Consider the following 22,940-nt stretch of genomic DNA (forward strand, 5'->3'; position numbering starts at 1 on the left):
CGGGGTCCCGACGTGAACGCCGCGCTGGGCACGGCCGGCGTGGCCCTGGCCCTGGTGTCGGCCCTGGGCGGGGCGGCCACGGTGGTGGTGGCCCAGGCCACGGGCCGGCGGAGGGTGCTGCGCCAGGTCCCGTCGTTCGTGTTCCTCTGCGCCCTCGGCGCGGTGGTGGCCACCGTGGCCATGCAGCGGGCCCTCATCACCCGCGACTTCTCGGTGGGGTTCGTGGCCGAGAACGGCAGCCGCTCCACCTCCCTGCCCTTCACCATCTCCACCATGTGGTCGGCCCTGGAGGGCTCGATCCTGCTGTGGGGCCTGGTGCTGGTGGGCTACGTGGTGGCCGTGGCCCGGAAGTTCCGCGACCGCCTGAGCGACCCGCTGGTGGCCTGGGCCATGTTGGTGCTGTTCCTGGTGGTGGCCTTCTTCTTCGCGCTGATGGCCGGGCCGGCCAACCCGTTCCACACCGTGGCCGACCCCCCGCTCGACGGGCCCGGGCCCAACCCGCTGCTGCAGGACCACCTGCTGATGGCCTTCCACCCGCCCATGCTCTACCTGGGCTACGTGGGCTTCACCGTGCCCTTCGCCTTCGCCGTCGGCGCCCTGGCCACCGGCCGGGTGGGGGAGGGGTGGCTGGTCGAGACCCGCCGCTGGACGCTGTTCGCCTGGGGCTTCCTGACCATCGGCATCGTGCTGGGCGCCTGGTGGAGCTACGAGGTGCTGGGCTGGGGCGGCTACTGGGCCTGGGACCCGGTGGAGAACGCGTCCCTGCTGCCGTGGCTCACCGGCACCGCCTACCTGCACTCGGTGATGGTCCAGGAGCGCCGGGGGATGCTGCGGGTCTGGAACCTGTCGCTGCTGTGCGCCACGTTCTCGCTCACCATCCTGGGCACGTTCCTGACCCGTTCGGGGGTGCTCGACTCGGTGCACGCCTTCTCCGAGTCGGCCATCGGGCCGCTGTTCCTGGGCTTCTTCGCCCTGATCGTGGTGGTGACCCTGGGCCTCATCGGCTGGCGGGGCGACGTGCTGCGGGCCCCGGGGCGCATCGACTCGCCGCTGTCGCGGGAGGGGGCGTTCCTGGCCAACAACGTGCTGTTCACCGGCTTCGCCTTCGTGGTCCTCTTCGGCACCGTGTTCCCCCTCATCGCCGAGGCCCTCGACGACCGGCGGGTGTCGGTGGGCGTGCCCTACTTCAACCGCATGTCGGGCCCCATCGGCCTGGCCCTGCTGTTCCTCATGGCCGTGGCCCCGGCCCTGCCCTGGCGCAAGGCCTCGACCGAGACCTTGTCGCAGCGGCTGCTGTGGCCGGCCTGGTCGGGCGGCGCGGTGCTGGTGGCCTGCGTGGTGGCCGGGGTGCGGGGCGTCGTGCCCCTGGTGGCCTTCGGCCTGGGCGCCTTCGCTGCTGCCGCCGCCGTCCGCCAGGTGGTGCTGGCCACCCGTCGGCACGGCTGGCGGGGCTTCGTGGGCCGCACCAACGGCGGGATGATCGTCCACCTCGGGGTGGTGATGATCGCGGTGGGGCTGGCCGCCTCCGGGTCGTTCGCCGAGCAGGCCGAGGCCCGCCTGGCCCCGGGCGAGACCCGGCGGGTGCACGGCCACGAGGTCCGCTTCGAGTCGTTCAGCGAGAGCGACGCCGATCCCTCCCGCCTGGTCCGGGCGGCCCACCTCGACGTCGACGGCTCCGCCCTGTCGCCCCGCCTCCAGCGCTTCCCCAACGCCAGCCAGGAGCTGGGCAAGCCCGCGGTGCGCTACGGCGTGGGCGACACGGTGTACCTGGCCCTGCTGGAGGGCCCCCGGGCCAGCGACGACACCATCCTGGTCCGCATCATCGTCCAGCCCATGGTGGCCTGGCTGTGGGTCGGGGGCCTGGTGATGGTGGCGGGCACGGCGCTCTCCGCCTTCCCCGGACGTCGCCGCCGGGGCACCGATCCCACCTCCGCCGACCTGGTCGGCTCGCGGCCGGTCGGGGGGCGCCACAGCGCCGCCGGCGACGCCGACGACGGGGGTGGTGCCGGCGACCGCCCTGCCGGTGACCTGAGCCCCACCGGCGGCGGTGATCGCGACCCCGATGCCGGGGACGCTCGGCAACCGGTGGGGGCGCCGTGAGCGAGCGGTCCGGCGCCGGCCCCGACCCCCGGGACGATCGCGACGCTCGGGACGGCGACGACGACCTGGGCCCTCCCGCCGGCGACCGGCGCGGTGGCCCGGGGAGCGCCCCACCCCGGGCTCGGGGGCGCCTGGCCCTGGCCGTGGCCGTGCCCCTCGGTGTGGTCCTGCTGCTGTTCGTGGTGCTGCTGGCGTCGCGGGACCCGGCCGGCGAGCGCCAGGTGCAGAGCCCGCTGCTGGGCCGGGCCGCGCCCCGCATCGAGGGCACCACCATCCGGGGCCGGCCCTTCGACTCCGCCGCCTACGACGGCCGGTGGCTGGTGGTGAACTTCTTCGCCACCTGGTGCGCCCCGTGCATCGAGGAGCACCCCGAGCTCATGGCCTTCCAGCGGACCCAGGCCGAGGCCGGGGAGGCCAACGTGGTCAGCGTGGTGTTCTCCGACGACGAGGCCTCCGTGCGCCGGTTCTTCGCCCGCCAGGGCGGCGACTGGCCGGTGGTCCTGGCCGAGGGCACCACCATCCCCGACTGGGGGGTGGCCGGCGTGCCCGAGTCGTTCGTGGTGGACCCGACCGGCGTGGTGCGGGCCAAGCTGGTGGGTGGGGTGACGGCGGCGGGGCTGCAGCGCTTCCTCGACGGCGCCCGGGGGGCTCCCCGATGAGCCGGCGCCTGATGTGGGCCATCCTCGCCGTCGTGGTGGTGGTGGCCGTGGTGGTCGGCGCCCAGGGCTCCGGGGCCCGGACGCCCGACCAGCGTCGCCAGTCCATCGCCAGCGGGGTGCGCTGCCCCAAGTGCCCGGGCCAGTCGGTGCTCTCCAGCGACGCCCCGTCGGCCGAGGCCATCCGCGACCTGATCGCCGCCGATGTGGCCGCCGGGCGCTCCGACGACGCCATCCGCAACCGGCTGGTGGCCCGCTACGGCGAGGACATCCTGCTCAACCCGCCCCGGTCGGGCTTCGCCGGCCTGGTGTGGGTGATCCCGGTGGCCGCCGTCGTCGGCGCCTTCGGGGGCCTGGCCCTGGCCTTCCGCCGCTGGGAGCGGCAGGCGCCGGGTGGCCCCTCGGGCCGGGACCGGGCTCTGGTGGCCGCCGCCCTGGCCGACGAGGCCGACGGGATCGACGACCCCCACGGCGAGGGCTCGGGCCGGTGACCCCGCCGGAGGACCGCCCCGACGGCGACGAGACCCGCCGGGCGACCCCGGAGGACCGCCCCGACGGCGACAAGCCCCGCCGGGCCACCGACGGCCGTTCCCGCGACGACCGACCCGGTCCGGCTGTCGCCCGGCCGTCGCCCGCCGCTCGGCGGGCCGCGGCCCAGACCCCGCGACTGCGCCGGGGCGCCTCGATGGGCGCGGCGGCGGCCGACGCCGCCCGGGGGCGCCGGCAGGCGTCGGACCGGCCGTCCCCGTCCGCCGGCCCCTCGCCCTCCCCTGCCTCCCCGGGCGGGACCGCCTCCTCGGCTCGCCCTGCTCCCTCGACCGGCCCTGCCTCCTCGGCACGCCGTGCGACCTCGGCTCGCCCCTCGGCCTCGCCCTCGGCGCGGTCCGGCGCGTCCCGCTCCGCGGTGGAGGCCGCGGTCGCGGTCGAGCCCGGCGTCGACGCCGGGGGCCGGGACGAGAGCACGGAGTTCCTGCTCCAGAGCCTGCGCGACCTCGACCGCGAGCGGGAGGCGGGCGACATCGACGAGGACGACTACGCCGCCCTGCGCGACGACTACACCGCCCGGGCCGCCGCCGCCCTCCGGGCCGAGCAGCGGGGCCAGGCCCCTCCCGTCCCACCCTCCCGGCCCCGGTCCTGGCTCCAGCGCAGCCTGGTGCTGCTGGGCGTGGTCGGCTTCGCGGTGCTGTCCGGGGTGCTGGTGGCCCAGGCTGTCGGCCGTCGCGACCAGGGTCAGGGGGTCACCGGCGAGGTGACCAGCTCCCCCACCCAGGAGGCCAGCCGCTGCATCGGCCTCACCGCCCAGGGCGAGTACGTCGACGCCCTCTCCTGCTACCAGGAGGTGCTCGACGACGATCCCGACAACGTGGTGGCCCGCACCTACCTGGGCTGGACCCTCGTCCTGACCGCCCGCCAGGCCGGCGACGCCCTGTCCGGCGACCAGCTCACCGAGCTGTACGTGCAGGCCCGGACCCAGCTCGACCGGGCCGTGGAGGTCGATCCCCGCTACGCCGACGCCCGGGCCTTCCAGGTCATCCTGGCCGTGTGGGAGGGCCGCTTCGAGGAGGCCCAGCGCCAGCTCGCCCTCTTCGACGAGCTCGACGCCCCCGCCGACGTGCAGCGCCAGGTCGACTCCCAGCGCCAGGCCATCGCCGACGGCCTGGCCACCGAGGCCGGAGGCGGCGGTGCGACGGAGGGACCGGGCGACGCCCCCGAGGGCACCGACGACGGGCCGTCCGGCGGGGCCGGGACCACGGAGCCCACCCCGGGCTCCGACGAGTCGCCCCCGCCCTGACCGAGGGGCCCAGCCGCGCCGGTGCCCGCCCGAGTCGGCGCCCGCCCGAACCGTGCAGCTGGCCCACGATCCGGCCATCGGCTCCGGTCGGCCGTCCGGCGAGGCCACCCTCCTGCCGGCGGACCGGTCGCTCCTGCTAGAGAAGGGCGATGGGACCGTTCGATCCACCGGTCACCGCGGTCCGAGAGATCGTGGCCCGGGCCCTGGCCGAGGACCTGACCCCGCTGGGGGACATCAGCTCCGCTCTCCTGCCCCCCGGAGCCACGGCCGAGGCCGAGCTGCGCACCCGGGCCGCCGGGGTGGTGGCCGGCACCGCCTGCGTGGATGAGACCCTGCGCCAGGTCGACCACCGCCTGGCCGCGGCCTGGCAGGTCACCGAGGGCGACCCCGTCGACGCCGGTGCCACCCTGGCCCTGGTGCGGGGCCCGCTGGCCTCGATGCTCACGGCCGAGCGCACCGCCCTCAACCTCATCTCCCACCTCTCGGGCGTGGCCACCCTCACCCGCCGCTTCGTGGAGGCCGCTGGCCCCGACCTCCGGGTGTGGGACACCCGCAAGACCACGCCGGGCCTGCGCGCCCTGGAGAAGGCGGCCGTGCGGGCCGGCGGGGGTGCCAACCACCGGGGAAACCTGTCCGAGTGGGTGATGCTCAAGGACAACCACCTGGAGCTGGTCGGCGTGGCCGAGGCCGTGGGCCGGGCCCGGGAGCTGTTCCCGGCCCGAACCGTCCACGTCGAGTGCGACACCCACGAGAAGGTGGTCGAGGCCCTCGACGCCGGGGCCGATGCCCTGCTCCTCGACAACATGGCCCCTGCCGAGGTGCGGCGCTGCGTGGCCACCGTGGAGGAACACGCGGCCGGAGGGGAGCGCCGTCCCCTGGTGGAGGTGTCGGGCGGCATCTCCCTGGAGACGGTGCGCCCCTACGCCGATACCGGCGCTGACCTGGTGTCCTCGGGGTCGCTCACGAGCTCGGCGCCTGTCCTCGACATCGGCCTCGACGTGGTCGTCACCCACCGCGACTGACGGGAGCTGACAGGCCCGGGGGTTTCGGGTTGGCGGGGACGGGAACCGTGGGGAGGCCCGGTGAGAGGACCCCATGGCCCACCAGCTCGTGGAGATGGCCGACGTGCAGAAGCACTTCGGGCCCCTCCACGTGCTGAAGGACGTCGACCTCACGGTGGCCCGGGGCGAGGTGGTGGTCGTCATCGGCCCCTCGGGATCGGGCAAGTCCACCCTGTGCCGCACCATCAATCGCCTCGAACCCGTCGACTCGGGCACCATCGCCGTCGACGGTGAGCCTCTGCCCCAGGAGGGGGCGGCCCTGGCCCGTCTGCGAGCCGACGTGGGCATGGTGTTCCAGAGCTTCAACCTGTTATCCCACATGACGGCCCTGCAGAACGTCTCCCTCGGCCCGATGCGGGTGCGAGGCCGCAAGAAGGCCGACGCCGAGGAGCACAGCCGGGAGCTGCTGGCCCGGGTGGGCCTGGCCGAGAAGGCCGATGCCATGCCGGCCGAGCTCTCCGGCGGCCAGCAGCAGCGGGTGGCCATCGCCCGGGCCCTGGCCATGGACCCCAAGCTCATCCTCTTCGACGAGCCCACCTCCGCCCTCGACCCCGAGATGATCAGCGAGGTGCTCGACGTCATGGTCGAGCTGGCCGCCTCGGGCATGACGATGATCGTCGTCACCCACGAGATGGGGTTCGCCCGCAAAGCCGCCGACCGCGTCGCCTTCATGGACGAGGGCGAGATCGTCGAGACCCAGCCCCCGGCCGCCTTCTTCGACGCCCCGGAGAGCACCCGAGCCCGTGACTTCCTCTCCAAGATCCTCAGCCACTGACCCCCGACGGAAGGTTCCTCCGATGACGCGCCACCCACGACTGCGCACGCTCCTCTGCCTGCTGTTGCCCTTCGCGTTCCTCCTCTCCGCCTGCGGGGATGACGACGAGGGCCTGGACAGCAACTCGGGCGGCTCCACCGAGCCCGAGCCCGAGGTCGAGCAGACCGAGTTCCCGGAGGGATCCACCATGGCCCGGCTCCAGGAGGCGGGCACGATCAAGATCGGGGTGAAGTACGACCAGCCGGGCCTGGGTTCGGTGAGCCTGGAGTCGGAGGAGCCCGAGGGCTTCGACATCGAGATGGGCAAGCTGGTGGCGGCCAAGCTGGGAATCGAGCCCGACGGCATCCAGTTCGTCGAGACGGTCTCGGCCAACCGGGAGACGTTCATCGAGAACGGCACCGTCGACGTCGTGATCGCCACCTACACGATCAACGACGAGCGCAAGCAGGTCGTCGACTTCGCCGGGCCCTACTACGTGGCCGGCCAGGACCTCCTCGTGGGTGCCGACGACGAGACCATCAACGGTCCGGACGACCTGGCCGGCAAGCGAGTGTGCGCCGCCAGCGGGTCCACGCCGATCGAGCGCATCCGCACCGACTACCCCGAGGCCGAGCCCGTCGAGTTCGACACCTACACCGAGTGCGTCGACCAGCTCCTCGCCGACCAGATCGACGCGGTGAGCACCGACGACATCATCCTCGCCGGCTACGCCGCCGACCCGAAGTACGAGGGCGAGTTCCGCGTCGTGGGCGAGACGTTCAGCGAGGAGCCCTACGGCATCGGCCTGAAGAAGGGCGACGACGACTTCCGGACCTTCCTCAACGACGTGATCGAGGGCGCCTACGAGGACGGGTCGTGGGAGTCGGCCTTCGACGCCACCCTGGGTGCCAGCGGCGTCGAGGCCCCCGAGCCCCCGGAGGTCGACCGGTACTGAGGCGACGGCGCACGGTCGGTCGACCATGACCCGACATGGCACGCGGTAGGCCGCGGTGGACACCGTCTGGGAGAACCGTGACCTGATCCTCGACGGGTTCGCGATGACCGTGCGCCTGTTCGCGGTGTCGGGCCTGCTCGCCCTGGTCGCCGGCACCCTGCTGGCGATCATGCGGGTGGGCCCGATCCCGCCCGTCCGCTGGGCAGCCAGCACCTACGTCACCGTCCTTCGCAACACCCCGCTCACCCTGGTCTTCGTCTTCTCCACCTTCGGGCTACCCCGTCTGGAGGTGCGGCTGGAGTTCGTCACCTTCGCCATCGTCGCCCTCACCGCCTACACGTCGGCCTTCGTGTGCGAGGCGGTGCGCGCCGGCATCAACTCCGTCGCCGCCGGGGAGATCGAGGCGGCCCGGGCGCTGGGGCTGTCCTTCCGCCAGGTGCTCACGCTGGTGGTGCTGCCCCAGGCCTTCCGGGCCATCGTGCCCCCGCTCACCGGGGTGTTCAACGCCCTCCTGAAGAACACGTCGGTGGCGGTGGCCTTCAACGTGGCCGAGGCCAACGCCATCTACCGCCGCCTCCAGAACCTCGACGGCAGCGCCACCATCCCGCTCCTGCTCACCCTGGCCGGTGGCTACGTGGTCCTCGCCGCCGTCCTCTTCGGCGCCTCCCGCCTCGTCGAGCGGCGCGTGGCGGCGGTGCGGTGACCGTCGCCCTCTACGACGAGCCCGGCCCCCGGGCCCGGCGGCGCATCCTCGTCGGGAGCGTCATCGGCGCCGCCGCCCTCCTCCTCCTCGGGGCCTACGTCGCCAAGCGGCTCGACGACACCGGCCAGTTCCGGTCCGAGTACTGGGCACCCTTCGGCGGGGCCGGCGTGCAGCGCATCCTGCTCCGGGGGCTGCTGGCCACCCTGCGCGCCGCCGGCCTGGCCCTCGTTCTGGCCATCGCCCTCGGCGTCGTGCTGGCCGTCGGACGCCTCTCCGAGCGCCGGGTGCTGCGCATCCTCAGCGGCGCCGTCGTCGAGCTGTTCCGGGCCGTCCCCCTGGTCACCCTCATCCTGTTCGCCTTCATCGGCCTGCCCGAGCTGGGCATCGACACCGGGCCCTACTCGTCGGTGGTCATCGGCCTCACCCTCTACAACGGCTCGGTGCTGGCCGAGATCTTCCGGGCCGGCATCAACGCCGTGCCCCGGGGCCAGGTGGAGGCGGCCTACAGCATCGGCCTGCGCAAGGCGGCGGTGCTGCGCCTCGTCCTCATCCCCCAGGCGGTGCGCACGATGATGCCGGTGATCGTGAGCCAGATGGTGGTGCTCCTCAAGGACTCGGCCCTCGGCTTCATCGTCGCCTTCCCGGAGCTGCTCCGCAGTGGGCGGCGCATCTACACCAACGTGGGCAACGTCATCCCCACCGCCATCGTCGTGGCCGCCATCTACATCACCATCAACCTCAGCCTCAGTGCCATGGCCAACTGGTTGGAGCGCCGTCAGGGCGGGGGCCGACGGCGCCGCGACCGGGGTGAGGCCCGGCTGCCCCCCGAGCTGGGCGTCGGCGTCCCCGGCGGGACGGGGAGTGGGGCCTGAGCCCTCCGGGCAACACCGAGATTTCGGGCGGGGAGCGGGGGCGAGCATGCTGAGGGCGATCTGCTCCCCGGCAGCCGAGGCCCGAGTGGGCCAGGAGGACCCCGGTGCTGCTCGCCATCGACATCGGCAACACCCAGACCGTCATCGGCCTGTACGCCGGGGCCGGCGCCGTGGGCGAGGAGTCGGCCGCCTCCTCGGGGTCGCGCTGCGAGCAGGGCCTGCTCGACCACTGGCGCATCGCCACCAAGGCCGAGCGCACCGCGGATGAGCACGCCCTCATGGTCCAGGAGTTCCTGGGCTTCCACGGCTTCTCCTTCGACGACGACATCGACGGCATCGTCATCTCGTCGGTGGTGCCCCGGGCCACGGCCGCCTTCCGGGAGATGACCGAGCGCTACTTCGGCTTCCGGCCGGTGGTCATCGAGCCCGGGGTCCGCACCGGCATGCCCGTCCTCACCGACAACCCCCGGGAGGTCGGGGCCGACCGCATCGCCAACGCCATCGCCGCCATAGACGTGTTCGGCGGGCCGGCCATCATCATCGACTTCGGCACCGCCACCACCTACGACGCGGTGTCGGGCAACGGCGAGCTCCTGGGCTGCGCCATCGCCCCCGGCATCGACATCAGCCTGGACGCCCTGTACCAGCGGGCCGACGCCCTACGCCGCATCGAGCTGGCCGAGCCCCGCAGCGTCATCGGCCGCACCACGGTCGACGCCCTGCAGGCCGGGGCGGTCTACGGCTTCGCCGGCCAGGTCGACGGCATCGTGGATCGCATGGTCGACGAGGTGGGCCGGGATGCCACCATCGTGGCCACCGGCGGGCTGGCCGCGCTGATCGCCCCCTACACCCGGTCGATCGAGCTCATCGAGCCGTGGCTGACCCTCCACGGCCTTCGCCTCGTCTTCGCCAAGAACTAGTAGCCCGCCCCGACCGACCCCGCCCAGGACCCCGAGAGGCACTGCCGCCCCGTGACCACGTCCGCCGACCCCACCCAGCGCCCCGAGGGTGACGCCGACGCGCCGAGCGTGCCCGCCGTGCCGTACCGCTTCGAGCCGACCCACACCCCGGAGTCGCTCAAGCGGGCCTTCGCCGACCGGCTGGAGGCGGGGGAGGAGCCCGAGGGACCCGAGGTCGAGGTGCGCCTGGCCGGGCGCCTGGCCCTGCGCCGGGACTCGAAGAACTTCCTGTTCGTCACCCTGGTGCGGGCGGCCGACACCGATGGCGCCCGGCCGGCGGGACCCCCCGACGACACCGAACGTGGGTCGGACTCGGCCAAGCCCGGTCGCATCCAGCTCATGGCCACCGAGGACGGCACCCCCCGCTACGAGGCCTTCAAGGCCCTGCCCCTCGGCACCTGGATCGGCGTCACCCGGGGCACGGTGATGCGCACCCGGCGGGGCGAGCTGTCGGTCAAGGTCCGCGACTGGGTCACCCTGGCCGAGCCGACCCGGGCCTTCCCCGACAAGTGGCGGCCCACCGACGACCCCGAGTTCCGCTACCGGCAGCGCTACGCCGACCTGTGGGTCAACGACGAGGCCCGGCGCACCTTCCTGCTGCGCAGCCGGCTGCTGTCGCTGACCCGGCGCTGGTTGGAGGACCGGGGCTTCGTCGAGGTCGAGACCCCGCTGCTGCACCCCATCCCCGGCGGGGCCACGGCCACCCCCTTCACCACCCACCACAACGCCCTGGACCTCGACCTCTACCTGCGCATCGCCCCCGAGCTGTACCTGAAGCGGCTGGTGGTGGGCGGGATCGAGCGGGTGTTCGAGATCGGTCGGGTGTTCCGCAACGAGGGCCTCTCCCCCCGGCACAACCCCGAGTTCACGATGCTCGAGCTCTACCAGGCCTACGCCGACTATGGCGACGTGATGACCCTGACCGAGGAGCTGGTGGCCCACCTGGCCCGCGAGCTGTGCGGCACCACCGAGCTGGCCCACGGCGGCCGGCCCCTCGACCTCACCCCTCCGTGGCGCCGGGCCCGCATGACCGACCTGATCGAGGAGCAGATCGGCGTCGCCCTCGACGTGCGCCAGCCGGTCGAGGAGCTGCGGGCGGTGGCGGCCGAGCACGGCGTGGAGGTGGCCGACGACGCCGGCCCCGGCAAGGTCATCCTGGAGATCTACGAGAAGACCACCGAGGCCGCCCTGTGGGGCCCGGTGTTCGTCATCGACTACCCGCAGGAGGTCTCGCCCCTGGCCCGCCCCCACCGGGAGCGGCCCGGTGAGGTCGAGCGCTTCGAGGCCATCGTGGCCGGTCGGGAGCTGTGCAACGCCTTCAGCGAGCTCACCGACCCGGTCGACCAGCGGGAGCGGTTCGAGGACCAGGCCCGCCAGCGCGACGCGGGCGACGCCGAGGCCATGGCCGTCGACCTCGACTACATCCGGGCCCTGGAGTACGGGCTGCCCCCCACGGGGGGCCTGGGGGTGGGCATCGACCGCCTGGTGATGCTGCTGGCCGACGTGCCGTCCATCCGCGACGTGGTGCTGTTCCCCACCCTGCGCCCGGAGGCCGGGCCCGACGCCGACGGAGCCGACGGCTCGCCGGCCGACGGCGACGGGCCGGCCGGGCCGGAGCCCGGTCCCGGGGAGGGCTGAGGTGGGCACCCGCGTGCTGCTCTCGGGGATGGGCGGGGAGCTGGGCACGCGCGTCACCAACCTGCTGGAGGCCGACCCGTCCGTCGAGGCCATCGTGGGCCTGGACGTGGCCCCGCCCCGGGACCGCATCCCCCGGGCCGAGTTCCACCTGGTGGCGGCCCACGACCGCGACCGCATCGCCCGGATCGTGGCCGACGTCGAGCCCACCGCCGTGGTGCACCTGGGCACCTTCGAGCCCGACGCCCGGGTCGGCCGGCGCCAGGCCGCGACCATGACCGAGGCCCTGTCGGTGGCCACCCTGGGCGCCGCGGCCCGCAGCCCGGCCCTCGACCGCATCGTGGTCCGCAGCGGCATCGAGGTCTACGGCCGGCCCCGCGGCGGCCCGCACCGCCCCGACGAGACCGTCGAGCCCCGGCCCACCACGGCGTGGGGCCGGACCCTGGCCCGGCTCGAGGAGATGGCCACACGGGCCGCCCAGGCCGCGGACGTGCCCCTGTGCACCCTGCGGGTGGCGCCGGTGGTGGGTCCGCACGTCCCCAGCCCCCTGGGCCGCTACCTGCGGTTGCCGGCGGTGCCGGTGTCGGCGGTGGCCGACCCGCCGTTCTCGCTGCTGCACCAGGAGGATGCCTCCGCCGCCGTGGTCCGGGCCCTGGCCTCCGGCCTCGACCTCACCGTGAACGTGGTGGGGCCCGGGGCGGTGACGCCCACCCAGGCCGTCCGCCTCGGGGGCCGGGTGCCCCTGCCCACCGTCGGTCCCGGCTGGCTGGCCGCCCGCCTGGCCTGCGAGCTGGTCGGCGCGCCGCTGCCGGCCCACGTGGTGGAGCTGCTGCTGCGGGGCCGGGCGGCCGACGGGGCGCTGGGCCAGGAGGTCCTGGGCCTGGCCCCTGTGCGCAGCACCGAGGCCGTGGTCCGCGACCTCTACGAGTGGGCCGAGGTGGTGCACCTCCCGGTGGCCGATCGGGACGCGGCGTGAGCGGCGCCTCGGGTCGCGGCAGCGCGAGTCGGGCCGGGTCCCGGCGGGCCGGGGGGTCCGTGGGTGGCCAGCCCGGCGACGGGCCGACGGTGCCGGTGCGGCCGGCGTCGGCCGGGGCGCTGCTGCGGCGCCGGTTCGAGGGCACCCACCACGTCGACGAGTGGGGCCTGGACCCCGATGCCGTCCGCCTCCTGTCCCCGCTGGTGGGGCTGCGGTGGTCGGTGGAGGCCCAGGGCACCGAGCGCATCCCGGCCTCGGGCCCGGCGGTGCTGGTCCACAACCGGGGGATCGGCCTGTCGGAGCTGGTGGTGCTGGCCCGGGGCGTGCGCCGGGCCACCGGGCGCCACGTCCGCACCGCTGGCCTGGTCGACGTGGCCCCCCTGGCCACCGTGGGCCGGGCCCTCGGGGCGGTGGTCGACCGTCCCGACGAGCTGCGGGGCCTGCTGCGGGCCGGCGAGCTGGTGGGCCTACCCCTGGGTCGCGACCTGAGCCGGCCCCGCCGGGCCGGGCCCCTGGTCCCCGAGGCCCTGGCCCCGGCCCTCGACACCTGCGCCGCGGTGATCCCCGTGGCCCTGGTCGGCCCGGTGGTCGGGCGGAACTGGCGCCTGCTGGTGGGCCGACCCCTGGCCCTCCCCCCCGATCGGGGCCCCCTGGCCGTGGCCGAGGTGGTCGACCAGGCCCGGGCCGGCGTGGAGACCCTCCTGGCCGAGGCGGCCCGCCGCTTCTGACTCGCCCGGGCTCCTTTCCCGGGTCGCCGTTCCGAGGCGCCCGCGCCCACCCCCACGGGCAGAGGCGTCTCAGAACGGCGGGGGCCCGTAACCTCCGGGCATGGCTTACGTCAGGGCGGAGGACGGCACCCGCCTCCACTACCAGGTGTGGGGGCGGGGCGAGCCCCTGCTGCTGGTGCACGGCCTGGGCACCGACCTGCGGGGCTGGCTGCCCCAGCGCCGGGCCTTCGGGAGCCGCTACCGGTGCATCGCCTTCGACAACCGGGGCGTCGGGGCGTCGGACAAGCCGCCCGGTCCCTACGACCTGGAGGCCATGGCCGATGACGCCCTGCGGGTGCTGGCCGCCAGCGGCCACGAGTCGGCCCACGTGGTCGGGGTCTCGATGGGCGGCATCCTGGCCCAGATGGTGGCCGTCCGGGCCCCGGAGCGGGTCCGGTCGCTGACCCTGGCCTGCACCGCTTGCCGGCACCTGCCGTGGCGGCGGGAGCTGCTGGCCGAGTGGGCCGAGGTGGCCACCACCGAGGGCATGGGGACGTTCGTGCGCGACAACATGCGCTGGCTGGTGGGCCCCCGCTCGCTGCGGCGGGTGTGGCCGCTGGCCACCCTCATCGCCCCCCTCGTGCTCAACGTGCCCCCGCACGCCTTCGCCGCCCAGGTGGCCGCCATCCTGGCCACCGACGACGCCATGGCCGACGAGCTGGCCGCCATCACCGCCCCCACCCTGGTCACCGTGGGCAGCCAGGACATCCTGACCCCCCGGGGCGACTCGGAGGAGCTGGCCGAGCGCATCCCCGGGGCCGAGCTGGTCGTGGTCCGGGGCGGCGCCCACCTGTTCCAGTTGGAGCACGTCGGCACCTTCAACCGCATCGTCCGGCAGCACCTGGACGCGGCCTCGGCGGCGTCCGAACCATCGTCGGCTCCGGGCGACCGGGCCGCGACCGCGCCCCGCCAGGACGTGGTGGAGGCGTGAGCAGGTCCGGTCCCGTCCCCGGCCCGTCGCGGGACGGCGCCGGGCCGGATGACGGGCTGGCGGCCCGGGGCTACCTGCTGTTCCCGACCGACCTGGGGACGTGCGGGGTGGCCTGGGGGCCGGAGGGGATCGAGGCCGTGCAGCTGCCCGAGGCCGACGGGGACCGCACCGAGGCCCGCCTGCGGCTCCGGGCCCCCGGGGCGGCGCCGGCCCCGCCCCCGCCCGCGGTGGTCGAGGCGGTGCGGGCCATGACCACCCTGCTGGCCGGCGAGCCCGTGGACCTGACCGGGGTGGCCGTCGACCTGGCCTCGGCGTCGGACTTCGACCGGCGGGTGTACCTGGCCGTCCGGGCCATCCCGCCCGGCCAGACCCGCACCTACGGCCAGGTGGCCGAGGCGGTGGGCGAGCCGGGGGCGGCCCAGGCCGTGGGCCGGGCCATGGGCACCAACCCGGTGCCCATCGTGGTGCCCTGCCATCGGGTCATGGGCGCCGGGGGCCGGCCGGTGGGCTTCTCGGCCCACGGCGGCGTGGACACCAAGCTCCGCATGCTGCGCATCGAAGGGGCCGCCGCCGGCGGCCCGCCCACCCTGTTCGACTGACGGGAGGGGCCACAGCCCCGGGACGGGCGCCGCCGCGGCCTCGTCGCGGGGCCACGCCCGACGGTCGGGGGCGCGGCCCGGGCGCTACTCGATGCCGTGCTCCAGGGCGTAGCGGATGAGCTCCTGCTTCCGGGACAGGTGGAGCTTGCCCAGGATGTTGCGCACGTGGTTCTCCACCGTCTTCTCGGCGATGAACAGCTCCTCGCCGATCTGGCGGTAGGGGTGGCCCCGGGCCACGTGCTGGAGCACCTCGCGCTCCCGGTCGGAGAGGGGCTGGGCCCCGCCGTCGCGGCTCATGCGCCGGAACTCGCCGAGCAGGAGGGCGGCCAGGCTGGGGGAGAAGACGGGCTCGCCGTGGGCCGCCTTCCACAGGGCCCGGCGCAGCTCCTCCGACGGCGTCGACTTCACCAGGTAGCCCACCGCCCCGGCCGCCACCGCGTCGAGCAGGTCGCGCTCGGCCTCGCTGACGGTCAGCATGACGATGGGCGTGTCCTGGCCACAGGCCCGGGCCACCGCCAGGCCCCCGCCGCCGGGCATGTTCAGGTCGCAGATCACCAGGTCGGGTCGGGTCCGGCCGATGACCTCGATGGCCTCCTGGGCGTCGCCGGCCTCGCCCACCACGTGGAACGAGGACCCCAGGTCGGCCCGCACCCCGGATCGCCAGATCTGGTGGTCGTCGGCCACGACGACCCGCACCGCCTCCAGCTCGGACATGCCGGCCAGTGTCCCACGCCCTCAGGTGGGCAGGAGGAGGCGGACCTCGGTGCCCCGGCCGGCGGCCGAGCGGACCTCGGCCCGGCCGCCCACGTCGGCCAGGCGGCCGCGGATGGAGCGGGACAGGCCGACACCCTCGGGCGTGGCCTCCACGTCGAAGCCGTCGCCGTCGTCGTCGACCGAGATGGCCATCCAGCCGTCGTCGCCGGGGTCTACGAAGACCACGGCCCGCCCGGCGGCGCCGTGCTTGGCCGCGTTGGCCAGGGCCTCGCCCACGGCCCCCGCCGCGGCCTGCACCAGGGGCGCGGCCAACGGACCCGGTTCCTCGACCACGGTGACCTCGACGGCCAGGCCGTGCCGGGCCTCGGCCCGGGCCGCCACCCGCCGCAGCTCGGCCAGCAGGTCCCCGGGCGGGCGGTCGATGCCCAGCAGCATGGCCCGCAGCTCCCGCTCCTGGGCCTGGGCCAGGGCGGCCAGCTCGGGGTCGGCGGCCCGGCGCTGCACGACGGCCAGGGTCTGGAGCACCCCGTCGTGGAGGGTGCGGGCCACCTCCTCGCGGGCCCGGGCGGCGGCGATGGCGTCCTCGGCCCGGCGCAGGCGGCCCACCACCAGCCCGGCCGCCGCCCCGGCCAGGGCGTAGAGGAAGGTGGTGGACAGCAGCGACAGGGCGCCGGGCGAGCCCAGGGCGTCGAGGTGGGTGCCGCCGTAGCGGCCCAGGCCGACGGCCACGCCGGCCGCGGCCCCGGCCGCGGGCCCGAGGGCGATGCCGGCCGTCATCACCCCGGCCAGGGGCCAGGCCGTGCCCAGCGACACCCGGTGGGCCCCGCCGTAGACCCACTCGTCGGCCACCAGCAGGGCTCCGCCCACCGCCACCTCCAGGACCACGGCGCCGGGCCGCAGGAGCAGGCCGGGGGCCCGGCGGGAGGCCCCGCCCAGGGCCACGGTCAGGACCAGGGCGGCGGCCACCAGGGCGGTGGCCACCGCCGGGTGGGCCAGGTCGGCCCGGGTCACCACCAGCACCACCGCGGTCCACACCCAGGCCACGGCCCGGAACACGGCCAGGCCCCCCAGGACCTCCCGGTCGAGCGGCGACGTGGGGGCCTCCATCGGGGCCAGCTTCGCAGCCGCAGCCGCCGCCGGCCGGGGAGGGGCCTGGCAGGATGCTGGCGTGGAGCTGGCCCGGGTGTGCGTGTTCTGCGGGTCGAACCCGGGGACCGACCCGGCCTTCGCCGCCGCGGCCGACGCCGCCGGGGCCGAGCTGGCCCGGCGGGGCATCGCCCTGGTCTACGGGGGCGGCACCGTCGGCCTCATGGGCCGGGTGGCCAGCGCGGCCATGGCCGCCGGGGGCGAGGTGATCGGGGTCATCCCCGACTTCCTCGACCGGGTCGAGATCGCCAAGCGCGACATCACCCGGCTGGAGGTGGCGGCCAGCATGCACGAGCGCAAGGCCCGCATGGCCGAGCTGTCCGACGCCTTCCTGGCCCTGCCCGGAGGGCTGGGCACCTTCGAGGAGGTGTTCGAGTCCATGACCTGGACCCAGCTCGGGGTGCACGACAAGCCGGTGGGGCTGGTCGACGTGGCCGGCTTCTGGGCCCCGGCGGTGGCCCTGCTGGACGGGGCGGTGGCCGCCGGGTTCCTCACCGCCGAGTCCCGGGCCAGCATCGTGACCGCCCCCGACGTGGGTGCCGCCCTCGACGCCTTCGCCCACTGGTCCCGTCCCCGCCGGGGCAAGTGGACCGAGACCGACGTCACCCTCTGACCGCCGGAAACGGGGGGCCGCCACCCCTTGCGGCGGGCCGCCGGTGGCCGACGGAGGGGGTGGTGGCATCGTCGGGAGGAGCGTGCCGTCCTCATCCGTCGTCCCGGGGGCCGGGTCGGCGGGGCCGGGCGGTAGGATCCGACCCACGATCCTGCGACGGGCCGCCCGGTCCTGACGAGGGAGGAACCAGGTGTTCGAACGCTTCACCGACAGGGCACGACGAGTCGTGGTCCTGGCCCAGGAGGAGGCCCGCCTCCTCAACCACAACTACATCGGCACCGAGCACATCCTCCTCGGCCTCATCCACGAGGGCGAGGGCGTGGCCGCCAAGGCGCTGGAGTCCCTGGGCATCTCGTTGGAGGCGGTGCGCAAGCAGGTCGAGGAGATCATCGGCCAGGGCACGCAGTCGCCCAGCGGCCACATCCCCTTCACCCCCCGGGCCAAGAAGGTCCTGGAGCTGAGCCTGCGCGAGGCCCTGCAGCTGGGCCACAACTACATCGGCACCGAGCACATCCTCCTCGGCCTCATCCGCGAGGGTGAGGGCGTGGCCGCCCAGGTGCTGGTGAAGCTGGGGGCCGACCTGTCCCGGGTCCGCCAGCAGGTCATCCAGCTCCTCTCCGGCTACTCGGGCCCCGGCGGGTCCTCGGGCGGCAGCGGCCCCGAGAAGGCCGGCGCCACCTCCGGCGGCTCGGGCGAGTCGTCGCCGTCGGGCTCCCTGGTGCTCGACCAGTTCGGCCGCAACCTCACCCAGCTGGCCCGCGAGAAGAAGCTCGACCCGGTCATCGGCCGCGAGCGCGAGGCCGAGCGGGTCATGCAGGTGCTGAGCCGCCGCACCAAGAACAACCCGGTGCTCATCGGCGAGCCCGGCGTGGGCAAGACCGCCATCGTCGAGGGCCTGGCCCAGTCGATCGCCGGTGGCGACGTCCCCGAGACCATCACCGACAAGCAGCTCTACACCCTCGACCTGGGCGCCCTGGTGGCCGGCAGCCGGTACCGGGGCGACTTCGAGGAGCGCCTCAAGAAGGTGCTCAAGGAGATCCGCACCCGGGGCGACATCATCCTGTTCATCGACGAGATCCACACCCTCGTCGGGGCCGGGGCGGCCGAGGGCGCCATCGACGCCGCCAGCATCCTCAAGCCCATGCTGGCCCGGGGTGAGCTGCAGACCATCGGGGCCACCACCCTCGACGAGTACCGCAAGCACCTCGAGAAGGACGCGGCCCTGGAGCGGCGCTTCCAGCCCATCAAGGTCGAGGAGCCGACGGTGGCCCACACCATCGAGATCCTCAAGGGCCTGCGCGACCGCTACGAGGACCACCACCGGGTCACCATCACCGACCAGGCCCTCGTCGCCGCGGCCAACCTGGCCGACCGCTACATCTCCGACCGGCACCTGCCCGACAAGGCCATCGACCTCATCGACGAGGCCGGCAGCCGCCTGCGCATCAAGCGCATGCAGACCCCGCCGGACTACAAGGAGCTCGAGAACAAGATCGCCGACGTGGTGAAGCGCAAGAAGGAGGCCGTCGAGGCCCAGCGCTTCGAGGAGGCGGGCAAGCTCCGCGACGAGGAGAAGGAGCTGCTCGGCCAGCGGGAGGCCAAGGAGGCCGAGATCAAGGCGTCCGGCGTCGACCTTTTCGACGAGGTCGACGAGGAGGCCGTGGCCGAGGTCCTCTCCATCTGGACCGGCATCCCCGTGTACAAGCTCACCGAGGAGGAGACCAAGAAGCTCCTCCGCATGGAGGACGAGCTGCACAAGCGGGTCATCGGCCAGGAGCAGGCCATCAAGGCCGTCAGCCAGGCCATCCGCCGCACCCGGGCCGGCCTCAAGGACCCCAAGCGCCCCTCGGGCAGCTTCATCTTCCTGGGCCCCTCCGGCGTGGGGAAGACCGAGCTGGCCAAGACCCTCTCGGAGTTCCTGTTCGGCGACGAGACCTCGCTCATCAGCCTCGACATGTCCGAGTACATGGAGAAGCACACGGTCAGCCGCCTGGTGGGCTCGCCCCCCGGCTACGTGGGCTACGAGGAGGGCGGCCAGCTCACCGAGGCGGTGCGCCGCAAGCCGTTCTCGGTGGTGCTGTTCGACGAGATCGAGAAGGCCCACCCCGACGTGTTCAACACCCTGCTCCAGATCCTGGAGGAGGGCCGGCTGACCGACAGCCAGGGCCGCTCGGTCGACTTCCGCAACACGGTGCTGATCATGACCTCCAACCTGGGCACCCAGGACCTGCGCAAGGCCAACGTGGGCTTCGGCAAGTCCGACGAGGCGGTGACCTACGAGAAGATGAAGGAGAAGGTCAACGAGGCCCTGAAGCAGCACTTCCGGCCCGAGTTCCTGAACCGGATCGACGAGACCGTGGTGTTCCACGAGCTGTCCAAGGCCGAGGTGACCATCATCGTCGACCTCATGATCAAGCGGACCCGGACCCAGCTCGAGGCCCAGGGCATCGGCCTGGAGCTCACCGATGCGGCCAAGCTGCTGCTGGTGGAGCGGGGCTACGACCCCACCCTCGGGGCCCGGCCCCTGCGCCGGGCCATCCAGCGCCTGGTCGAGGACCCGGTGTCGGAGCGCCTGCTCTACAAGAGCTACCGGGCCGGCGAGATCATCATCGTCGACGCCGAGCCCGACCCCGAGGACGACGGCAAGCCGGCCATCGTGTTCCGCTCGGTCGAGGGCTTCGAGCCCACGCCTCCGGTGGAGCTGGCCGAGACCGGCCCGGCCGCCGAGTAGGCCGACACCAGCGGCGTCGAGCGCACCCCCGCTCCCTCGGGCCCCCGCCACGGCGGGGGCCCGGTCGCGTCCCGGGGACAGACACGGCGAGGCCGCTCCTTCGTGCGGTGACGGTGTCCGTCTCTTTCGTGCTGAACCAACATCGCGCATGTTCAGCAAGGTTCTGTCTGGAAGGGTGCTGAAGGAGGCCCGCCCACGGCCGGTGGGGGTAGGTTCCGCGGCGTGACCGCCCCCGGCGGGCCGCCCGGCCCGGACCCGTCACCGTCCCCCGGCGCGGGCGGTCCCGTGGTGGGGAGGGACGATGTCGTGGCCCGGCTGGTGGCCGCCGCCACCACGGGGGCCGGGGCGGTGGTCAGCGGCGATCGCGGCTCGGGCCGGCGCACGGTGGTGGCCGCGGCCGCCGACCGCCTGGCCGAGGCCGGGGTGCCGGTGCTGGCCGTGGCCGCCGGGACGGAGGCCGGGGAGCCGGAGGTGCCGCTCGCCGCTCTGCGGCCCGTCCTGCCCGAAGCGCCTCCGGCCGTGGTCGATGCGGCCACCCTGGCCGCGGTGGGCGAGGCCCTGGTGGCCCGGGGGGCGCGGATCGGGCCCGGGCGGCCGGTGGTGGTGGCGAGGGACCTCGACACCTTGGACGGGCCGTCGACCGCCGTGCTCCACCAGCTCCTGGTGGCGGGCCGGGTGGCCCTCCTGGGCACCGCCTCGGACGAGCCCGCCCCCGCCCCGACTGCCTCCGCCCCGGCCGCGGCCCCCGAGGCCTGGTGGCGCGACCTGGTCGACCGGGTCCACCTCGACGCCCTGGACCGGGCCCCGGCCGACCGGTTGCTGGAGGCCCTGGTCGGTGGCCCCGTCGACTCGGCCGGCCGGGAGCGGATGTGGGCCTTCGCCCGGGGCCACCCGGGTCGGGTGGTGGCCGTGGTGGAGGCGACGCGGGCCGAGGGGACGTGGGAGCGGTCGTCGGGGCTGTGGAGCCTGGTCGGCGAGCTCGACGACCTGGTCGACGCGGCCGTCCTGGCCGAGGTGGACCGGGCCCCGGCCGAGGTGGGGGCGGCCCTGGCCGCCCTGGCCCTGGCCGGCCGCCTCCCCATCGCCGCCGCCGAGGCCCTGGGCGGCCCTGCGGCCCTGGCCGACGCCGAGCGCCGGGGCCTGGTGGTGGCCGAGGACGACGACGACGGGCGCCTGTGGTGCCGCCCGGCCAGCGACCTGGTGGCCACCGCGGCCCGGGCCGGCCTCGACGCCACCACGACCATGGCCCGGTGGGGCCGCGTGGCCGAGGTGCTGGCCGCCGAGCCGCCCACCGACCCCGACGTGGCCATCGTGCGAGCCCTGGCCCTGGCCGGCCGGTCCCCGGGCCCGGCGGATCTTGCCGGGGCCCGGCCGCCGCTGGCCGCGGCCGATGTCGCGGCCCTGGTGGCGGGGGCGGAGGCCGCCTACCTGCGCAGCCGGTGGGACGTGGCCGCGACCCTGGCCGAGCGGGCCTGGCGGGAGGGTCGGGGGGGAGACGCCGTGCGGGTCCTGGCCCAGGCCTACGCCCAGCTCGGCGACCACGACGGCATCCGCCGGTTGGGGGCCGAGCTGGAGGGGGCCGCCGTGGCCCCCGAGGACGCCGTCCACCACGCCGAGACCATCGCCGTCTCGCAGTTCCACCTGGCCGACGCGGCCGGGGCGTGGGCCACCTTCGCCCGGGCCCGGGCCGCCACCCCCCCGGCGGCCCGCTCGCCCGTCGACCTGGCCGAGAGCCGCCTCCGCTCCTTCGCCGGCCAGCAGGAGGAGGCGGCCGTCCTGGCCCGGCGCTGGGCCGGCGACCCCGACGCCGAGGTGCGATCCGAGGCCCTCCAGGTCCTGGGTTCGGTGGCCCTGAACGAGGGCCGGTTCGAGGACGCCATGGCCACCTTCGACCAGGCCGTGGCCGAGGCCCTGTCCCTGCCCGACCCGCTGCCCGCCCTGCTCGGCGTGCCGTACCTGTTCCGGCTCTCGGCCTGCACCGACCTGGGCCGCCTGGACGAGGCCCTGGAGGGGGGCCTGGCCGTCGAGCCCGAGGTGGCGGCCAGCAACGACCCCACCGCCCACGGGTGGCTGGCCCTGCACCTGGGCCGCACCGCCCTGGCTGCCGGCCGTCCGGTCACCGCCGCCCGCTGGTTCGGCGAGTCGGTGAACGACCTGCGACGGGTCCACCGCCCGGGCTGGCTGGGGTTCCCGGCCGCCGGCCTGGTGGCGGCCCACACCGTGGCCGGCGACCTGGCCGCCGCGACCGAGGCCCGGGCCCGGTGGCTGGCCATCCCGGCCCACTCGGTGTCGCTGTTCCGCACCGAGGAGCTGCGCCTCGACGCCGTCCACCGGGCCGCCGTGGGCGACGCCGCCGGGGCCGATGCCTGTGCCCGGGAGGCGGCGACGTCGGCCGCGGCCAACGGCTCGGTGCCGTACGAGGCCCACGCCCTGCACGCCCTGTCCCGGGTGGGGCGACCGACGTCGCGGGCCGAGGCCGCGGCCGGGCTGGAGCGCCTGGCCCGGTCCTCGGACAGCCCGCTGTTCGCGGCCCACGCCCTTCGGGCCCGGGCCATGGCCGACAGCGACGTCGAGGGCCTGGTGGCGGTGGCCCCGGCGTACGAGGCCATGGGAGCCCGCCTGGACGCCGTCGAGTGCTGGGCCGAGGTGGCCCGGCGCCCGGCCGACGACCGCCAGCGGGCCCACGCCCGCCGCCGGGTGGCCGAGCTGCGGGCCGACGGCGAGCCGCTGGTCACCCCGGCCCTGGACGGCGTGGGCAGCCGGCCCGTCCTGACCGCCCGGGAGGCCGAGATCGCCTCGCTGGTGGCCGCCGGCACCAGCCGCCAGGACATCGCCGACCACCTGGTGGTCTCGGTCCGCACCATCGACAGCCACCTCCAGCGGGTGTACCGCAAGCTGGGGGTGCGGGGCCGGGAGGGTCTGGTGGCGGCCCTGGGCGCCGATCCGCCGGCCGGTGTCGCGGGGGGTCCCTAGGGT

At 75.1% G+C, this 22,940-nt stretch carries 20 protein-coding genes; 18 read left to right on the forward strand and 2 right to left on the reverse strand.

Annotated features, from left to right (window positions below; all coding sequences use genetic code 11):
- The first annotated feature begins 12 nt into the window (after positions 1 to 12).
- The 15 genes from VEW93_12130 to VEW93_12200 all read left to right on the forward strand — a co-directional run bounded on the left by VEW93_12130 (position 13) and on the right by VEW93_12200 (position 14,760).
- Positions 13 to 2,100, forward strand: coding sequence for a heme lyase CcmF/NrfE family subunit (locus VEW93_12130; protein HYI62540.1), 2,088 nt, complete (start codon positions 13 to 15; stop codon positions 2,098 to 2,100).
- Positions 2,097 to 2,759, forward strand: a complete 663-nt coding sequence (locus tag VEW93_12135; protein ID HYI62541.1) for a TlpA disulfide reductase family protein — start codon at positions 2,097 to 2,099, stop codon at positions 2,757 to 2,759. The genes VEW93_12130 and VEW93_12135 overlap by 4 nt, the downstream gene beginning before the upstream one ends.
- Entirely contained in the window at positions 2,756 to 3,247 is a 492-nt protein-coding gene (locus VEW93_12140) for a cytochrome c-type biogenesis protein (GenBank protein HYI62542.1), read from the forward strand. Before VEW93_12135 ends, VEW93_12140 begins: the two co-directional genes overlap by 4 nt.
- 413 nt (positions 3,248 to 3,660) lie before the next feature.
- Positions 3,661 to 4,548, forward strand: coding sequence for a hypothetical protein (locus tag VEW93_12145; GenBank protein ID HYI62543.1), 888 nt, complete (start codon positions 3,661 to 3,663; stop codon positions 4,546 to 4,548).
- Positions 4,549 to 4,697: 149 nt separating this feature from the next.
- Positions 4,698 to 5,570, forward strand: coding sequence for a carboxylating nicotinate-nucleotide diphosphorylase (gene nadC, locus VEW93_12150; protein HYI62544.1), 873 nt, complete (start codon positions 4,698 to 4,700; stop codon positions 5,568 to 5,570).
- 73 nt (positions 5,571 to 5,643) lie between these two features.
- The gene (locus VEW93_12155; protein ID HYI62545.1) at positions 5,644 to 6,384 is read left to right on the forward strand and encodes an amino acid ABC transporter ATP-binding protein; all 741 of its coding nucleotides are present in this window, start codon (positions 5,644 to 5,646) and stop codon (positions 6,382 to 6,384) included.
- A 22-nt stretch (positions 6,385 to 6,406) separates the two neighbouring features.
- Positions 6,407 to 7,318 carry a glutamate ABC transporter substrate-binding protein gene (locus VEW93_12160; GenBank protein HYI62546.1) on the forward strand — a complete coding sequence of 304 codons (912 nt, stop codon included), beginning with the start codon at positions 6,407 to 6,409 and terminating at the stop codon, positions 7,316 to 7,318.
- Between the two features lie 55 nt (positions 7,319 to 7,373).
- Complete coding sequence (locus VEW93_12165) at positions 7,374 to 8,021, forward strand: amino acid ABC transporter permease (protein ID HYI62547.1); 648 nt, start codon at positions 7,374 to 7,376, stop codon at positions 8,019 to 8,021.
- On the forward strand, positions 8,018 to 8,893 hold the full coding sequence (locus VEW93_12170; GenBank protein ID HYI62548.1) for an amino acid ABC transporter permease: 876 nt from the start codon (positions 8,018 to 8,020) through the stop codon (positions 8,891 to 8,893). The genes VEW93_12165 and VEW93_12170 overlap by 4 nt, the downstream gene beginning before the upstream one ends.
- 104 nt (positions 8,894 to 8,997) lie before the next feature.
- Positions 8,998 to 9,813, forward strand: coding sequence for a type III pantothenate kinase (locus VEW93_12175; protein ID HYI62549.1), 816 nt, complete (start codon positions 8,998 to 9,000; stop codon positions 9,811 to 9,813).
- A gap of 51 nt (positions 9,814 to 9,864) precedes the next feature.
- Entirely contained in the window at positions 9,865 to 11,490 is a 1,626-nt protein-coding gene (gene lysS / locus VEW93_12180; protein HYI62550.1) for a lysine--tRNA ligase, read from the forward strand.
- Position 11,491: 1 nt separating this feature from the next.
- Complete coding sequence (locus VEW93_12185; GenBank protein ID HYI62551.1) at positions 11,492 to 12,463, forward strand: NAD-dependent epimerase/dehydratase family protein; 972 nt, start codon at positions 11,492 to 11,494, stop codon at positions 12,461 to 12,463.
- Positions 12,464 to 12,552: 89 nt separating this feature from the next.
- Entirely contained in the window at positions 12,553 to 13,191 is a 639-nt protein-coding gene (locus VEW93_12190) for a hypothetical protein (protein HYI62552.1), read from the forward strand.
- 100 nt (positions 13,192 to 13,291) lie between these two features.
- Complete coding sequence (locus VEW93_12195; protein ID HYI62553.1) at positions 13,292 to 14,161, forward strand: alpha/beta fold hydrolase; 870 nt, start codon at positions 13,292 to 13,294, stop codon at positions 14,159 to 14,161.
- Complete coding sequence (locus tag VEW93_12200) at positions 14,158 to 14,760, forward strand: methylated-DNA--[protein]-cysteine S-methyltransferase (protein ID HYI62554.1); 603 nt, start codon at positions 14,158 to 14,160, stop codon at positions 14,758 to 14,760. Before VEW93_12195 ends, VEW93_12200 begins: the two co-directional genes overlap by 4 nt.
- A gap of 84 nt (positions 14,761 to 14,844) precedes the next feature.
- Here VEW93_12200 and VEW93_12205 read toward each other — a convergent pair whose 3' ends face one another.
- On the reverse strand, positions 14,845 to 15,474 hold the full coding sequence (locus VEW93_12205) for a response regulator transcription factor (GenBank protein ID HYI62555.1): 630 nt from the start codon (positions 15,472 to 15,474) through the stop codon (positions 14,845 to 14,847).
- A gap of 21 nt (positions 15,475 to 15,495) precedes the next feature.
- Complete coding sequence (locus tag VEW93_12210) at positions 15,496 to 16,581, reverse strand: ATP-binding protein (protein ID HYI62556.1); 1,086 nt, start codon at positions 16,579 to 16,581, stop codon at positions 15,496 to 15,498.
- A 61-nt stretch (positions 16,582 to 16,642) separates the two neighbouring features.
- On the opposite strand from VEW93_12210, the gene VEW93_12215 reads away from it, so the two are divergent.
- The 3 genes from VEW93_12215 (at position 16,643) to VEW93_12225 (ending at position 22,937) form a co-directional block, all read left to right on the forward strand.
- Positions 16,643 to 17,233, forward strand: coding sequence for a TIGR00730 family Rossman fold protein (locus tag VEW93_12215; protein HYI62557.1), 591 nt, complete (start codon positions 16,643 to 16,645; stop codon positions 17,231 to 17,233).
- A 190-nt stretch (positions 17,234 to 17,423) separates the two neighbouring features.
- Entirely contained in the window at positions 17,424 to 19,964 is a 2,541-nt protein-coding gene (locus VEW93_12220) for an ATP-dependent Clp protease ATP-binding subunit (protein HYI62558.1), read from the forward strand.
- A 306-nt stretch (positions 19,965 to 20,270) separates the two neighbouring features.
- On the forward strand, positions 20,271 to 22,937 hold the full coding sequence (locus tag VEW93_12225) for a helix-turn-helix transcriptional regulator (GenBank protein ID HYI62559.1): 2,667 nt from the start codon (positions 20,271 to 20,273) through the stop codon (positions 22,935 to 22,937).
- Positions 22,938 to 22,940 lie beyond the last annotated feature (3 nt).

The organism is Acidimicrobiales bacterium (assembly GCA_035630295.1).
GTDB lineage: Bacteria > Actinomycetota > Acidimicrobiia > Acidimicrobiales > Iamiaceae > Iamia.